Consider the following 15,035-nt stretch of genomic DNA (forward strand, 5'->3'; position numbering starts at 1 on the left):
ATGATTCAGGTAGATTAATAGCAAAAAAAGAAGCGGTAACTCTCCCGCTTCTTTTTTTGCTTTGCTGTTTAACGCGTATACACAGGCTTCTCCATAGCGACCGGCTGAGGATTGGCAAGTACCCATAACACAGCCAACTCGGATAATCTGGCAGGCGCATCAAAATCGTATCCATTGTGAAGTCTGCTGACCAAGTCTGCTGCCTCTTGGAGAAGTGCGGGGGCGAGTGGCGCACCAGAGCCCAGGTGACGAATCAGTGCATCCAGCATCTTGCGATACTCCGCATCCCAGTTTCCACCGCCATTATCCAATACTTCATGGGATACACGTCCTGTTATGCGGATGACCTCTCCCTGCACCGTTTGAGCGTGGCCTTGGGCCGGAATGAGATATTCCCACAGCTCTTGGTGCTGTTTGGTCCAAGTGGTTGTCTTTACCTGAATGGGGGTAGTCCCATCGTGCATGATCCGATTCGCTACCGGCTCGACATCAAATAACGGGTACAGTTTGATCAGCGCGTCTGAAACTTCATCGACCTTGTCCTTATTGAACTTCTCACGGACGAATTCAAAATCCTTACCGATCCGCTTCACAGACTCTTTCATTTCCGAGGTGACTGCTGCACCAGCATCCAGCAGAATTGCTGAAATTTTCGACATACTGACTATATCGCTATTCCTGCAATTGGCTAACCCCTTAGCTAATGGCGTATTTCCCTGTTTATTTTCTACGTTAATAGTAGCGCCTTGGTTTACCAACTCTTGAACCACTTTGGTTCGATACCCATTGACCGCTGCATGTAACGGTGTTTCATTTTGGTAATCCACAGCGTCCAGATCCGCACCTAATTCAAGGAACAGGGGTACATTTCCTGACCAGTGTGAGGCATGGGCATGTAAAGGAGTGCGTTGATATTTGTCGCGTGCATTAATGTCTGCTCCTTGCGCTACCAGCCAGCGGACCAATTCATCCGAAATATGCCGAAAGCTGAGGGCCGTACCTTTGCTATAACCCCCACGTGCATCCCATTCGTATTGCTCGAAAACCTCTTTTACGGTAGCGATATCATTATCTTTAACGAGTTTTTCCATATGAGCAGGTAAGGTTGCTTTCTTCGTAGCCATTACACTCTTCCTCTCCTTTGTGAATAACACCGTATGTTCCAATGGTAGGCTATGACGATTCAATAGTAAGTAGATAATTTTCTGCAATTTTATCACATAGGGGATTTTAAAACCAATAACTGGGTTTCTTCCATCATCCATTTGGTTTGCTATGTTATAATTTAGATGAATGTTGATACTGGAGACGGATTGAAAAATATTTGAAATGATCGCCGCAATTCATGCGGTAGGCTTTTGATAATAGGAGGATCTATGTCCTGGAGTAAATTGAAGCAACAACTGGAGAGTTTTCTTAGTCCTGCGTTAGTTGGAAGGGTGGAGTACCGTGCTACCAGCTATAGCTATTCACCTGATAAATCAGGCAATTGTTATATTACTGTAGATAAAAAGAATGTACTCAACATGAGTGATACTACAACCCCAATCCGATGGTATCAGTCAGAGCAGGAGATCAAGAGCGACCCGGAGATCATGATTCCTGTGAGCGATGAAGAGATTGAAGCTATCAGAAAAGATTCCAAAGGACCCATTCCCGAGGATCGTCTTCAAGTCATGGCAAGAAGTAGAAAAATCTCCGTACATGCCAAAGAGCTTTTGTTGACTCAGACCGCACTCAGTAAATCGAATTTTACCGTTGCAGCTACGACGTATTTATCCACTTCTATAGAGGATAATCTGGAGAGCAAGGATATCTTGTTTAATATTCTGGCTTTAATGGACAGACGAGTTGGCAAAAAGCGAATTCTAAACATGTCGGAGCAGGTCAAATTAAAGCATCCAGCCGTTCAGTATTTTTATGAACTGCGTCGTCGTACGGTGTGAAATTGAATAACGTTCACGGATAGAGGTACACTGTGTCGGTGACGGTTTCACTGAAATCTGTCTAATAAGTGGATATAGCTTTTAACTATAACCAGTTATGGTTTTTTAGTATCCCTTCTAACTGCTCTCAGCGTGATATGATCATTGTATACAACAAGGGGGTTTTTTACATGACTGATAAGTTCCAGATCGTAGGAAGTTTATTGCGGCCGGATGAGCTGCTGAAATATAAAACACAAATTGAACATAATGATGATATCCAATATCCGTTCTATGAAAACTACGAAGGATATGAGAAGTGTGAGACAGAGGCAATCAAACAAGTTGTCGCAAAGGAAATCGAACATAACTTGTCCGTGGTTACCGATGGCGAATTCTCCAAATCGATGTGGCATCTGGACTTTGTATGGGGATTTGGCGGAGTGAAGCGTTACATCGCGGATCACGGCTATTTTTTCAGAGATGTGGACGGAACTTCGAAATATGAAACACGCAAAGATATTGGATTGCGCATCACTGATAAATTGAGTGGAAAGAACCATCATTTCATTCAACTGTTCCAACAACTGCAAGACACGGCTGGCGAGCAACAAACGAAACTTTGCGTACCGTCTCCTTCCCATATTTTCGGTGAGCTTTCCTGGTCAGATAACATTGGTGGAACGGATGCTGTATATCAAAACATACAGGAACTCAAAGAGGGTCTTGTGATCGCGTATAAGGAATTCGTGGAGGAATTCGCTGCAGTGGGCGGTAAAATTCTGCAATTCGATGATTGTTTGTGGGAATTGTTTGCAGACGACAACCCGAACTCTCCTTTTACAGGGGAAAATATTAATCAAGATGAAGTAAAGGGACTTGCTACCGAATTCATTGATATTAATAATACCGTGATTGACTTTGGTCATAGCCTTGGCTTGAAAATGTGGACACATAACTGCCGCGGCAATTATGATTCCCGCAACATGGGTGGTGGATCGTATGCCAAAATTGCGAATCTGTTCCTGAAGCAATTGAAGTATGACCGTTTCTTCCTGGAGTGGGATGATGATCGTGCGGGTTCAATTGAAGCTCTGGAAGTGTTCAAGGATAGACCTGAAACGGAAATTGTACTGGGTCTGTTGTCATCCAAAACGAGTACACTCGATGATGAAGCACGCGTTGTCCGTTTGTTGGACGAAGCATCCAAAATTATCGATAAGGATCGGCTGCTGCTGTCTCACCAATGCGGCTTTGCATCCTGCGATGGCGGTAACGAATTAAGTGAAGCTCAGCAATGGGCGAAGATTGACCAAGGTCAGAAGATCGCCAAGCAATATTGGGGCAGCACCGTCTAGAATTCAAGCTAAATGTATTGTGACCTTATAAATACATTGCTCGATCAATAGTGTTCTGTGCGATAATGAAACGGCGACTTTTCCTCTGGAATCTATCCAGTGAGAAGCCGCCGTATTTGTTGTGGAACGTACGTATACGTATAGGTACGTTCTCATTTCTATAACTTTTTTAAACTAATGATGGGGCTTGTCATTCTTTATTTCTGCGATTCACGCTGTGCCAGCCATTCCTTTTTCAACAAAGCATATTGATACGTATTCTCGTATTTCGGTGTGCCGTCCTCATTTTTGACAAATGAAATGAACTCCAAAAAAAGACCTTCCCGGCGCATGCCCAGCTTCTCACACAGTTTCTGAGAACGGAAGTTATCATCCTCGACATAGGCGTACAGTCTTCTAATTCCCTGTTCCATAAAGAGATTTTCGATGAAGGCATTGGCGCTCTCACTGGCGTACCCTTTCCCTTCATAGCTGCCATTAAAGTTCCAACCAATACTATACGTATCTGAATTCGAATCTTTATCCGTATCGGAATCCCGATCTTCCCTCATACCAAACAGCTCACCGATCAACTCGTTACTGTCTTTCAGACAGACTGCGATGTGGGAATCGTCACTGCTTCTTTTTGCGACCTCTGCCGCAGCGTCTTCCAACGTTGAAATTCGTTGATCCATAAAACAATTCACTCTGGGATTTGCTGTGTATTCCAACAGTCCGGCTGCGTCCGTTACGGTGAAATTTCTCAGGATTAATCGATTGGTTTTAAGTATTTGCATAAGATGATATACCTCCGGTTTTCATATCAATAGATTGGCTTTGTTCATGTTGTATCTCTTTTTATTTTACGAGACTCCCTATTCGTACTATAACTGGGTATAGCCTTGGGTTTGGTTTTGGCTTTGGTACTGTCTGACCGGGAGAACAATCCCACCAATTTCTCCCTATAGATATAACCGAGTACAAACCCGATTACAGCGATAACAGAAATAATAATGGCGATTGTGTATTGTTGCATATGAATTGTGGACCCTACAACGGTAGATGCGATGATCCACGGCAGACGACCGACGATAAGGATCGTGAAGAATCTAAACGAACTAATCGATGTAAGTGCGGCGACAAATACAAGCATGTCTTTGGGCAAGCCGGGAATTACGAAAAAGATGAATAAAAAAGCGGAGAACTTCTTCTCATCATGAATTAACGACATCCACTTATTATTTTTCTTTTGCATTAGCCGTGAAATATAAGCGCGACCGATAAAACGAGTAAAATAAAAAGCAATCGCTGAGCCTATAATCAAACCTATTGTAGTATACAAGGACCCAAGTGTAACCCCATAGATATAACCGCCTGCAATCTGTACCACTTCTCCTGGAATGGGTGCAACCACGATCTGAAGAATCTGGAATAAAATAAACATGACCGGACCCCAATGGCCTGTTGAATGAATATACGCTCTGAAGTTGTCCATGGAAGACATGATTTTAATAAGGGCAGGAGAATAATACACCAGTAGACCAATGGACAACATGATGAACAGACCCAACAATATGTTAATCATTACTTTTTTCGAAGTTTGTGGCATACCTGACGACCCCTTTGTCTAATAACTTCTACATATTTACAGTATAAGACGAAATTATTAAGAGATACCTACATAACTTCTGAAGAATTCTTAAGTCGATTGTATTTGCTGGTAGTCGCTAATAGCGCATATTATACTGAAATTAGACGGAGGGATCAGATGAGCAAGAAAATTCTAATTGCTGATGATAACAGTGAAATTCGTGAAATTGTAAGAATTTTGTTAGAGAGTGAGAATTATGAAGTGATTGAAGCGATAGATGGTCAAGATGCGATTGATAAAGTGAACGAAGAGACGGATCTCATTATTTTGGATATGATGATGCCCAATAAATCGGGGCTGAAGGCTTGTCTGGAGATTCGTGAAAAAACAAGTGCACCGATCCTGTTTCTCACAGCGAAAACGCAGGATTCTGACAAACAATTGGCCTTTTCCTCAGGCAGTGATGACTTTTTGTCCAAACCCTTTTCCTATACAGAACTCGTTTCGAGGGTGAAGGCTTTACTGCGAAGGTATTATGTTTATCGGGGCAAGGAGAAGACCGAAGAACAGGACCAAATTATCGTTAAGGATCTTACCGTCCATCAGGATTCAAAAGCTGTGTTTGTTGGAGAGAAGGAGATTGCTCTAACTGAAATTGAATACCAGATCTTGCTGCTGTTGGCTAAGAAGCGACGAAAGGTATTCTCGGCAGAAAATATATATGAGAGTGTTTGGGGGCAACCCTACTTTTATACGTGTAATAACACGGTCATGGTTCATATTCGTAATTTGAGAGGCAAACTGGAGGATGACCCGCAGAACCCTAAATATGTGAAGACCGTTTGGGGGAAGGGGTACAAAATTGAATAGATTATTAATCGGAAAAAAGCTGAAGATTAAACTGGTTCTGGCGGTTGTCATTTCTTTGGTTATTTCCATAAGTGCACTCGTTATTTTACAAGTTGTTGGCGAGACTCTATTGGATAGTTATTTAAGCAAATCCACTTTTGTAGAGAACAGGCAGCAAGATGCGCTTGATCGATTCGAAGCATTTGTGGATAACCAGAACGTGTCAACCCGTGATCATGAGCAATTGTCTGCTTGGATAAGACATGAGCGCTACTTAAATCTGTATATTTTTGCAAAAGACAAATTGATATTTTCCTCCAACACGGAGATTGATCCTGCCATCAATGAAGAGTTGTTAACTCAATTCGTGCCATCGAAAATACCCATCACCACCATCCATTTTGCGGATCAGGATGCCCAGATATACTTGGTTAGCTTTTATGAGTATCAATATTACAACCTCATTCTGATTATTGGTGTTTTCATAGCAGCAATTGTGTTCATTGTTTCCTTTCTACTGATGATTAATAAGAAAACGTCTTATATTGGCGTGCTTGAACAAGAGATCAAAATACTCGAAGGTGGAAATTTGGATTATTCGATTACGATATCGGGAAAGGATGAACTGTCATCTCTGGCCCAGAGTATTGACGAGATGAGAAAATCATTTGTGGAGCGGCTGGGCAGCGAGGAGAGGGTCAGGATGGCCAACCGTGAATTGATCACGGCGATTTCCCATGATTTGCGAACGCCACTCACGATTCTATTAGGATATATGGATATCATAGAGCTTAACAAATATAAGACACATGAGGATCTGTTGCAGTATATTCATAATAGCCGGGAGAAGGCCTATCAGATCAAAGTGCTGTCAGACAAACTATTCGAATATTTTACGGTATCCTCTGCCGCTGAAGAAGAGGAAGTAGAATTTGAAATGTATGAGGGCAGAGCACTTATCGATCAACTTATAGATGAGCAATTAGTGGTTTTGGACGATATAGACGTGCAGGTTCAGACAGATGCACATCATGAGGAGTTTTTGCTGGAAATCAATCTGGTCGCTATGCGTCGCGTAATGGATAACATATTTTCAAATATTCGAAAATACGCCGATCCAGGGCATCCCGTTCATATCCAGATTTCTTTGAAGCAACAATGGGTCATTCTTGCGGTGGAGAATAAGATTAAACATGTTGGTAAAAAGAAAGATAGCAACGAAATTGGGCTCGTTAGTTGTCAGAAAATGATCCAGCAGCATAACGGGACGTTGACGGTGTCGCAGGAAGAAGATACCTTTTCACTACAGATTATGCTACCTGTCATCATCAACAAACCAACACAGACTCATATATAACGAATCTCTTGGAATGATGCTGAATGTTCGTGGGATTCCTTTGGCTGCCTGATTGTTACCTTAGGCTTCTGTAGTGGGGCAACTGGCTAAATAGGCATAGGCGAAAGAACATCGCTCTACCATTCACACTATACAAAAAGAGCCATGCGACAGCATGGCTCTTACATATATCGCGAGAGGGGAAGCCTTATGTTTTAAACAACAGGTGCATTCTGTTTCTTGAAATATTGTTCAATTAGAAACGCGAGCATCGGTCCGGGCTCAGCCTGCTGTAATTGAGCCTGATCGCCAAATTCCATGAGATACGGCTGTTCTGTAGTACAAGGAGTCCAATGAGGCATCAGCTTTCCGGTGGAGTCCGAACCGTTTGGGTCACCTGTAGCAATAAAGTTGGATAAGTAATTACACATCTGGCGAGCCAGATCATAATGCTTGCCTGTGAAAGGCCGCCAGCATTTGGCAAGTGTTTCGAAGAAAAACCACAGATCAACGGAGTGAAAAGTACCTGGCTGATCCCAGCCCGGAATCTCGGCGTCGAAGTTATAATAGTAGAGAGGCGTTTCAGACGGATGACCGCTGTTCGCGCGGATGGCGAGCAGAATGGCATGTTGGATCATGCGGACCGATGCTTGTTGCAGAGCATGTTCGATTTGGCCGGAATCAGCCTCACATAGTTGCAAAAAGGCAGGAGCATCCTCGCCAAATAGCTCCACAGCCATCTGCTTCAGTTCTTCCAGATTGGCTGCGGCGGGACGAGTCCAAAATTCGGAAGACGTATGCCCCAGCATTACGGGGATCGCCTCGCGCTCCTGCTGAACAAAACGAGTAAACGGATCGCCTGCGCAGAATTGTTCGTCGATGACGGTTCCCCAGAAGCTTTTGTATTCGAGTGCTTTGTCACGGAGATATTCAGCATCCAGTTGTCTCGCCTCAGCCAGGGAAGATACGCCCAGGAAGCCGAAAAATTCAACCCCTGCTTGCTCTGCATCCCTTAGTGTGGAGCGGACAGAAGGCACGCGGACCTTCGGGTACAACTCGGTAGCTATACCGCTCATGATGACGGCTCGCTGGAACAAGCCTTTATTTTGAGGAGAGGTCATCTGGCTGAGTACACTTCCTCCGCCTGCCGACTGTCCGCCGATGGTGATCTGTTCTGGATCACCGCCAAAGGCGGCAATGTTACGTTTGACCCACTGTGTACCTGCTTGCTGATCAAGATGACCAAAGTTGGCGGGTGCATGTGGGGATTCGGCACTAATCTCAGGATGGCACAGGAAGCCAAAGGCATTCAGCCGATAATTAATCGTCACAACGACAATACCTCTACGAGCGATTCGCTCGCCATCAAATTCCATTTCGGCCGTATGGCCGACTTGCAGGCCCCCGCCAAAATACCAGACAAAAACAGGCAACTTCTCGTCCGTACGCTTGGCGGGTGTCCAGACATTCAGATACAGACAATCCTCGTCCATGGGCAGGTCGGGATCAACGGCCCATTCGCGGGTATAGATATTGTTATCATCGATGACTGTTGGGGCTTGCATGGAGATGGGGGCAAAATCAAAAGCTTGCAGTACACCTTCCCAGTTCGACTGCGGCTGCGGAGCGCGCCAGCGGTTCTCACCTACAGGAGGTGCGGCAAAAGGAATTCCCTTGAAGCTGGTAATCCGCGGGTCCGCCGCGGGCAGTCCTTGCACTTGTCCATGTTCTACCGTAACCATTCTAAGCATACAACATTCTCCTCTCTGAATTTAGCATGTAAGCGTTACCGAGCATCTGATCAACGTGGCATTAGAAAGGGGGAATCAAGGTTGAATCCGATTTGGCATGAGAGCAGTAGAGCCAGTAATTTGTATTTTATCAGCGGTGGTCACAAGCCAGCTAACCCTCACCAATGGGGGCCAGGCGTGCGTGACGTTTATGCGCTGCACTATATTATCCGCGGCCAAGGGACGCTGGAGACGGGCGGCCGCGTTTTTCGGCTCGTTATGGGGGAAAGCTTTATCATATTTCCGCAAAAGGAGATTTACTATTATCCAGACCCGCAAGATCCATGGGAGTACGTCTGGGTGGAGTTTAGCGGTGAGGATGCCGGGCGGTTGCTGGGGCTGACACAGCTCTCAGAGGTACAACCCGTGGTGACGGTCTCGCCGGAGACATTGCAGCCTTTTTTCCACCTTGCCTGGAACGCGGGTGCATCATCTTATGAATTACTGCGGGCGGATGCACGTTTGCGTCTGCTGCTCTCCTACTATATGGAGCATTATCCGAAAGAGCCGCAGGTGGACGCCAAGGATTATGTCTGGCTGGCGAGAAAGTACATCGAGCAGAACTACTGGAAGCCAACATTGACCGTCACCGAGATCGTAAAGGCAGTTAATCTGGAGCGCAGTTATTTGTTTCGTCTGTTTAAGGCAGCAACCGGCAAGTCTGTTTTGGAGTATATTACATCCTGCCGAATCGAGCGCGCCTGTGAACTGTTGAAAACGTCGGGCCTGCCGATTCAATCGGTAGCTTATTCTGTCGGCTACAATGATCCGTTATATTTTTCCAAAGTATTTAAGAAAGCAACTTCACACACGCCAACATCGTACATGATGCTGTACGGGACCAAGGCATAACGTTAACGGAACAGGGCGCAGTTCCCGGACTCTCGGAAATAACGGATCAGCTTCTCAATAGGCTCACGTCCACAGTTCAGCTTCACTCCTATACAATCAATGCACAGAAATTGCTGGGCAGAGCGCGAGATCAATTTGAGGTAGATGCCCACATCGTCTGAAGATAGCGGGACCTGACAGGAGGTGCACAGGCGATGTTGAGCCATCTATTTCACCAGTTTGGCCCGGACGACGAGGCAATCATGTGCTGCGACAACGGGAGCGAAGCGTTCACGGAATACGCCAAGCTCTTGATGTTCCCAGCAGTCATACAGGGACAGCGCATAACCGGCAGCGTAAGGCAGACCCATATCCCAAAACTGCAAAGACAATTCCCGCTGGCTGTCACTCAGGTTGAAGAAACCAATAGCTAGATCACCATCTGTGAGTACCTTCACCAGCATAAATACATCGTCTGTGTGAAACCATTGCGGTTCTGGTTTGATGCGGTAAGCTCCGCGCGCTTCTACATCCTGATTGATAGCGATCAGGTCAGGATTCAGGAGAATATCTTTTGTGATCTGGTTAGCCTTGCGCACGTCACATCCGATCATTAATGGGGAACCCATCATGGACCAGAGAGAGAAGTGGGTTTTATATTCGATGTCGTTGCATCCGCCGATGCTACCAATATAATCATTGTTGCTTCCACCGTACATACCTACAATCAGCATATCCATGTCGTTATGGCAGAAGGAGCCGGTGTAGCTTTGTTTGCCCAATTGAGACAGGGCAAGTTCCTTCACTGAATCCCAATTGTCACGGATATCGCCGGTAGAACGGTACATATGAGCGCCCGATTCCCGAATCCAATCGTATACGTCGTCGGCTCCCCAGTTGCAGGCGGAGAACAGGATATCGCGTCCGCAGTTTTTGAGCGCAAGACTCATCCGTTTGTACAGCAGCTCTCCTGAGATATGGCGCGGCTTGAAGCAGTAATCATACTTCAAATAATCAACGCCCCATTCGGCAAAAAGGGCAGCATCCTGGAATTCATGCTCGAAGCTGCCTGGATACCCGGCACATGTATGCGTACCCACGCATGAATACATGCCGAATTTTAGTCCTTTGCTATGGATATAATCAGAAAGCGCTCTCATTCCACTCGGGAATTTATCCGGGTCAGCCACTAGATTACCGCTCGCATCCCGTTCCTTCAGGCTCCAGCAATCATCAATGACAATATACTCGTAACCAGCGGCCAGATAACCTTCCGATACAAACACATCAGCGACATCCCGAATTAATTGTTCGTTAATATCCCACGTAAAGGTATTCCACGAATTCCAGCCTAGGGCAGGGGCAAAGCCTAACACTTGATTGTTGCTCATGCTCTCGCATCCTTCCTCATCTCGGTTTTGTTAACAACACTAAACTGAACATAAACGATGAGCGACGTTTCCTGCCATAGCTTAACGTTGCTTGGACATGGACATATGTTGCTCTGCTTGTGCTGGGGGAATCAGCTCTTTCCAATCAGGCCCTCGGCAGGTATTCAGAAGTTGCCAGTAGAAGCATAAGAAAGGAGAAATGTCTGTCTGCGAAGAAGTTATATCTATCTTTTCAGGGATCTGTGCAAAACAATGGTATAGAAGTTATGATCGGTTATAATGCTCGAACAGGTTGTCAGAGCCACAGGGAAATTTGAATAGAATTCAGTTTTTTCAGGAAAAATACCCCAGTGGGGAATCCCTCATACGTAAGGTAGTAATCTCGTCGGAATGATTATGCAAATGGCGGAATAGTTCGAATGGGATAATGTGCGATTTCCCCATCGGTTTTTCGTTAAACATAAGTGTCTGTTTGATTTGATTAGATATATAATTTATAGGATTGGGAGTGTTGTGAAATGAATCTAGATGAAGTAATGCAGGAGCTTGAAGCTCTGGGCAAAGAACGAACAAAAAAAATCTATATCTCCAATGGTGCGCATGAACCGCTATTTGGCGTGGCAACCGGGGCGATGAAACCAATGGCGAAGCGGATCCAAAAGGATCAACCTTTGGCAGAGCAACTATATGCGACGGGGAATTATGATGCGATGTACTTTGCGGGCGTGATTGCCCATCCTCAAGCGATGACGGAAGCTGATTTTGACCGTTGGATTGACGCTGCTTATTTTTACATGATCTCTGACTTTATCGTTGCTGTGACGTTAGCCGAGACGGATATTGCTCAAGAAGTTTCGGATAAGTGGATCGCCAGCGGAGATGAGCTGAAAATGTCAGCAGGATGGAGCTGTTACTGTTGGTTGCTCGGCAGTCGAAAGGATGCTGAATTTTCGGAGAATAAACTAATGGAGATGCTTGAACAGGTCAAAAAGACGATTCACGAATCTCCGGAACGAACAAAATATTCGATGAACAACTTCCTATATACCGTTGCAACATCCTATCAACCGTTGCATGATCAGGCAGTGGAAACGGCCAAGGCCGTTGGCCCTGTCGAAGTGAACAAGGACATGCCCAAGAGCAAGCTGCTGAATGCCTCTGAGAATATCCAAAAGGCAGTGGAAAAAGGGCGGACGGGGTTCAAGCGAAAATATGTAAGATGCTGAAATTTTCGCCGTATCGTCAGTTTTAACATATGGAACATATGGTTATCGTGGGATTGAAATCCACAATCTCCATGTTATAATGAGGACAGAAACAGCTTATAATGCAAAGAGAGCCGTGCGGTAACACGACTCTCTGACGCAATAGCCGCTTTTAAGGGCGGTGGGCTTAACAAGAGGATACACGATCAAGTAGACCGCAACCTTTGCAAGGGTGGGCGGTCTACTTGTGTTTATTGGACAGCAGCGCTACAATCAGCAAACCGAAGGTAAGCATTAGCATAATTGCTTCAAATACTGTCACAAGGCATCACCTCCCTTCCGGGAGATTAGCCGACCGCCCATATAAGCCTTTCCATTGCTCTGTGAGTATACCATATTTTTCTTGGACCTAATAGATGAACAATAATTCGTTTTTTATAAAAGTTTGGGAATGTTAATGACCCCGTGCTTTGAATGCGAAAAGAGCGTTACGGTGGCTAGTATGGAATTTATTTAGTTGCAAACAGATAAGAAAAACACGCCATTTATAGGCGTTTTTTTTGTTGACAGCTAGATAATAAGCATATAGCAACATCGAGGCTACATATCGTTCCTTTTAACCATTTCTTTGGCTTGCTGCCTGCCCGCCGAGAGAAAGCTGTCGCTAAGCTCAGGATCACTAACAGAGCGTGCAAGTACAAGCGAACCAACCATTGTACTGAACAGTGCACGACCTCTGGACACATCAATCTCAGCCAGATTGGAGATAAAAGCGATCATCCGCTCCAATTCATGGGTAAATACCTGCCGAACCTCTTCGGACGAACGGGATATTTCGCTGGAAAGGGCGGGGAAAATACAGCTCATTTCCGTTTGGTCGCGGTGATACGGACTCAAATAATAATCGATTACTTTATTAATTTTGGAATTCTGCTCTTCCTGATCAGCCACGTTCTTTAGAAGTGTAATGGTATCACTAATGGCATATTCGCAGGCTTCGGCAACCAATTGTTCCTTGTTGTCAAAGTGTGAATAGAACCCTCCATGAGTTAATCCAGCTCCCTTCATAATAAACGGGACACTCACCTCCTGGATACCATTGGTGCGAAAAGCTCGAGCAGCACTCTCAACAATCTTACCTCGTACTTTTATCTTATGTCCTTTGGGATAGGGCATGATCACTCACTCCATAGCTTCATCGTTCTGCTTTTATAAAATATTATAGTCATCATAATAAATCCTGTCAATTTGGCGACTGGATATCAGTTGATTTAGAAAAGGGCCAAATACGGTTGTTGACGGTCTTAAAATATGATGGTTATAATATATTATGGTCATCATATTTTAAATCAACTTCAAATCGGGAGGTATCAGAATATGGGCAAGCTTGAATCTGTGGATACGTTAGTTATTGGATCAGGTCCAGGGGGATATGTGGCGGCGCTTCGTTCTTCGCAGTTGGGGATGAAGATGGCAATTGTTGAACGTAAACAGCTTGGCGGGGTCTGTACACATGTGGGTTGCATACCATCCAAAGCCTTAATTGCGGAATCGCATCGTTATGATTGGTTCAGACAGTTTAATCAAGCTGACGCGGCAGCGACATTTAAGAATGCTCAGGATTTTAAACAGGGGGTTGTGAATAAACAGGCAGGTGGTGTCCACTATTTGTTAAAGACTGCGGGTGTGACCATTCTTGAAGGCGAGGCCAGTCTGTTGGATGAGCACACAGCCATGATCCAGCAAACTGGACAGGAGCAAAGCATTTCTTTTAAAAATCTCATATTGGCAACGGGGTCTCGTCCAATTGAGCTGCCAGCATTTCCAGTTGGAGGTCGCATCTTATCTTCCACTGAAGCATTATCTCTACAGGAGGTTCCGAGTAGTCTGATTGTGATCGGCGGAGGTTATATTGGGGTGGAGCTCGGACAGATGTATGCCAAATTCGGAACCAAGGTAACGATTCTGGAGGGAGGCGCACAAGTATTGCCTGGATTCGAGGCGGAACTTGCAGCCCCTGTAGTCAAACAATTAAAGGCGGACGGCATCCAGATCGTAACCGGAGCGATTGCCGAAAAGGTGGAGCACAAGGCGGATTCCATTACACTTCATTATTCAAAAAATCAGGAGCAGCATCAGGTTACAGCGGAATATGTATTGGTCACAATCGGCAGGAAACCCAATACAGACGGCCAGTTAGGACTGGAACGCATAGGCTTGCCCGTAACAAACAAAGGACTGGTTGAGACGGATGCACAGTGCAGAACGGTTATCCCGCACATTTATGCCATTGGAGATATTACAGCCGGTCCGGCACTTGCTCACAAGGCCTCCTATGAAGCTAAAGTAGCTGCAGAGGCCATTGCGGGTCTCACCTCCAAAGTGGATTACAAGGTGATTCCGCTTGTTGTCTTTTCTAATCCGGAGCTATCCAGTGTTGGGGTAAGTGAGACGGAAGCCAAAGCGCAGGCCATTCCGGTGGTTATCGGAAAATCTTCTTTTGGGATCAACGGAAGAGCATTGGCGTTAAGGGAAACCGAAGGTTTTGTGAAAATAGTGGCTGACCCGACTTCAGGAATTGTCATTGGTGCGCAAATCGTCGGAGTGGAGGCATCCACACTGATATCGGAGCTTGCACTTGCGGTCGAGATGGGCGCAACCGTGGAAGATCTGGCCATGACGATTCACCCTCATCCCACTTTGGGAGAAGTGATCATGGAGGCAGCCGAGAACGCGGTCATCAAAATGAAAAAGCAAAAATAGTCAGCAAATTTAACCAT

15 protein-coding genes are annotated in these 15,035 nt (G+C 45.3%); 7 read left to right on the forward strand and 8 right to left on the reverse strand.

Annotation, left to right across the window (positions count from 1 at the left end; genetic code table 11):
- Nucleotides 1–68: 68 nt before the first annotated feature.
- Complete coding sequence (locus tag MHI48_RS04180) at nt 69–1,124, reverse strand: ankyrin repeat domain-containing protein (protein ID WP_405143124.1); 1,056 nt, start codon at nt 1,122–1,124, stop codon at nt 69–71.
- A gap of 252 nt (nt 1,125–1,376) precedes the next feature.
- Between MHI48_RS04180 and MHI48_RS04185 the strand changes: the two genes are divergently transcribed.
- Both MHI48_RS04185 and MHI48_RS04190 read left to right on the forward strand, forming a co-directional pair.
- Entirely contained in the window at nt 1,377–1,946 is a 570-nt protein-coding gene (locus MHI48_RS04185; protein ID WP_076329552.1) for a hypothetical protein, read from the forward strand.
- A gap of 170 nt (nt 1,947–2,116) precedes the next feature.
- Nucleotides 2,117–3,283, forward strand: coding sequence for a cobalamin-independent methionine synthase II family protein (locus tag MHI48_RS04190; protein ID WP_076253801.1), 1,167 nt, complete (start codon nt 2,117–2,119; stop codon nt 3,281–3,283).
- 197 nt (nt 3,284–3,480) lie between these two features.
- On the opposite strand, the gene MHI48_RS04195 is transcribed toward MHI48_RS04190, so the two are convergent.
- Both MHI48_RS04195 and MHI48_RS04200 read right to left on the reverse strand, forming a co-directional pair.
- Nucleotides 3,481–4,059: a GNAT family N-acetyltransferase gene (locus MHI48_RS04195; RefSeq protein WP_405143127.1), complete on the reverse strand. Its 579-nt coding sequence runs from the start codon at nt 4,057–4,059 to the stop codon at nt 3,481–3,483.
- 44 nt (nt 4,060–4,103) lie between these two features.
- Nucleotides 4,104–4,847, reverse strand: coding sequence for a TVP38/TMEM64 family protein (locus MHI48_RS04200; protein WP_405143129.1), 744 nt, complete (start codon nt 4,845–4,847; stop codon nt 4,104–4,106).
- A 183-nt stretch (nt 4,848–5,030) separates the two neighbouring features.
- Between MHI48_RS04200 and MHI48_RS04205 the strand changes: the two genes are divergently transcribed.
- On the forward strand, nt 5,031–5,723 hold the full coding sequence (locus MHI48_RS04205) for a response regulator transcription factor (RefSeq protein WP_017690627.1): 693 nt from the start codon (nt 5,031–5,033) through the stop codon (nt 5,721–5,723).
- Nucleotides 5,716–7,059 carry a histidine kinase dimerization/phospho-acceptor domain-containing protein gene (locus MHI48_RS04210; protein WP_405143131.1) on the forward strand — a complete coding sequence of 448 codons (1,344 nt, stop codon included), beginning with the start codon at nt 5,716–5,718 and terminating at the stop codon, nt 7,057–7,059. The genes MHI48_RS04205 and MHI48_RS04210 overlap by 8 nt, the downstream gene beginning before the upstream one ends.
- A 194-nt stretch (nt 7,060–7,253) precedes the next feature.
- Here the strand turns inward: MHI48_RS04210 and MHI48_RS04215 are convergent, their stop codons facing one another.
- Nucleotides 7,254–8,789 (reverse strand): carboxylesterase/lipase family protein, encoded by a 1,536-nt coding sequence (locus MHI48_RS04215; RefSeq protein WP_405143133.1) that lies wholly within the window; start codon nt 8,787–8,789, stop codon nt 7,254–7,256.
- Nucleotides 8,790–8,870: 81 nt separating this feature from the next.
- Here MHI48_RS04215 and MHI48_RS04220 point away from each other — a divergent pair, with 81 nt between their 5' ends.
- Nucleotides 8,871–9,680, forward strand: a complete 810-nt coding sequence (locus MHI48_RS04220) for an AraC family transcriptional regulator (RefSeq protein ID WP_405143135.1) — start codon at nt 8,871–8,873, stop codon at nt 9,678–9,680.
- Nucleotides 9,681–9,682: 2 nt separating this feature from the next.
- Here MHI48_RS04220 and MHI48_RS04225 read toward each other — a convergent pair whose 3' ends face one another.
- Complete coding sequence (locus MHI48_RS04225) at nt 9,683–9,886, reverse strand: hypothetical protein (protein ID WP_074093540.1); 204 nt, start codon at nt 9,884–9,886, stop codon at nt 9,683–9,685.
- Entirely contained in the window at nt 9,887–11,050 is a 1,164-nt protein-coding gene (locus MHI48_RS04230; protein ID WP_036606020.1) for a glycoside hydrolase family 27 protein, read from the reverse strand.
- Nucleotides 11,051–11,568: 518 nt separating this feature from the next.
- On the opposite strand from MHI48_RS04230, the gene MHI48_RS04235 reads away from it, so the two are divergent.
- Nucleotides 11,569–12,276: a DNA alkylation repair protein gene (locus MHI48_RS04235; RefSeq protein ID WP_405143137.1), complete on the forward strand. Its 708-nt coding sequence runs from the start codon at nt 11,569–11,571 to the stop codon at nt 12,274–12,276.
- A 220-nt stretch (nt 12,277–12,496) separates the two neighbouring features.
- Here MHI48_RS04235 and MHI48_RS04240 read toward each other — a convergent pair whose 3' ends face one another.
- On the reverse strand, nt 12,497–12,577 hold the full coding sequence (locus tag MHI48_RS04240; protein WP_353957565.1) for a putative holin-like toxin: 81 nt from the start codon (nt 12,575–12,577) through the stop codon (nt 12,497–12,499).
- Nucleotides 12,578–12,855: 278 nt separating this feature from the next.
- The gene (locus MHI48_RS04245) at nt 12,856–13,431 is read right to left on the reverse strand and encodes a TetR/AcrR family transcriptional regulator (protein ID WP_315370434.1); all 576 of its coding nucleotides are present in this window, start codon (nt 13,429–13,431) and stop codon (nt 12,856–12,858) included.
- Between the two features lie 201 nt (nt 13,432–13,632).
- On the opposite strand from MHI48_RS04245, the gene lpdA reads away from it, so the two are divergent.
- Nucleotides 13,633–15,018, forward strand: coding sequence for a dihydrolipoyl dehydrogenase (gene lpdA / locus MHI48_RS04250; protein ID WP_076253791.1), 1,386 nt, complete (start codon nt 13,633–13,635; stop codon nt 15,016–15,018).
- Nucleotides 15,019–15,035: the final 17 nt, after the last annotated feature.

Source organism: Paenibacillus sp. FSL H7-0942 (assembly GCF_045040715.1).
GTDB lineage: Bacteria > Bacillota > Bacilli > Paenibacillales > Paenibacillaceae > Paenibacillus > Paenibacillus amylolyticus.

What these genes read in the sequence shown, in the direction of transcription:
- MHI48_RS04180 (WP_405143124.1), bottom strand. Translation starts at nt 1,124, where the DNA reads ATGGCTACGAAGAAAGCAACCTTACCTGCTCATATGGAAAAACTCGTT.
- MHI48_RS04185 (WP_076329552.1), top strand. Translation starts at nt 1,377, where the DNA reads ATGTCCTGGAGTAAATTGAAGCAACAACTGGAGAGTTTTCTTAGTCCT.
- MHI48_RS04190 (WP_076253801.1), top strand. Translation starts at nt 2,117, where the DNA reads ATGACTGATAAGTTCCAGATCGTAGGAAGTTTATTGCGGCCGGATGAG.
- MHI48_RS04195 (WP_405143127.1), bottom strand. Translation starts at nt 4,059, where the DNA reads ATGCAAATACTTAAAACCAATCGATTAATCCTGAGAAATTTCACCGTA.
- MHI48_RS04200 (WP_405143129.1), bottom strand. Translation starts at nt 4,847, where the DNA reads ATGATTAACATATTGTTGGGTCTGTTCATCATGTTGTCCATTGGTCTA.
- MHI48_RS04205 (WP_017690627.1), top strand. Translation starts at nt 5,031, where the DNA reads ATGAGCAAGAAAATTCTAATTGCTGATGATAACAGTGAAATTCGTGAA.
- MHI48_RS04215 (WP_405143133.1), bottom strand. Translation starts at nt 8,789, where the DNA reads ATGCTTAGAATGGTTACGGTAGAACATGGACAAGTGCAAGGACTGCCC.
- MHI48_RS04225 (WP_074093540.1), bottom strand. Translation starts at nt 9,886, where the DNA reads ATGGCTCAACATCGCCTGTGCACCTCCTGTCAGGTCCCGCTATCTTCA.
- MHI48_RS04230 (WP_036606020.1), bottom strand. Translation starts at nt 11,050, where the DNA reads ATGAGCAACAATCAAGTGTTAGGCTTTGCCCCTGCCCTAGGCTGGAAT.
- MHI48_RS04235 (WP_405143137.1), top strand. Translation starts at nt 11,569, where the DNA reads ATGAATCTAGATGAAGTAATGCAGGAGCTTGAAGCTCTGGGCAAAGAA.
- MHI48_RS04245 (WP_315370434.1), bottom strand. Translation starts at nt 13,431, where the DNA reads ATGCCCTATCCCAAAGGACATAAGATAAAAGTACGAGGTAAGATTGTT.
- lpdA (WP_076253791.1), top strand. Translation starts at nt 13,633, where the DNA reads ATGGGCAAGCTTGAATCTGTGGATACGTTAGTTATTGGATCAGGTCCA.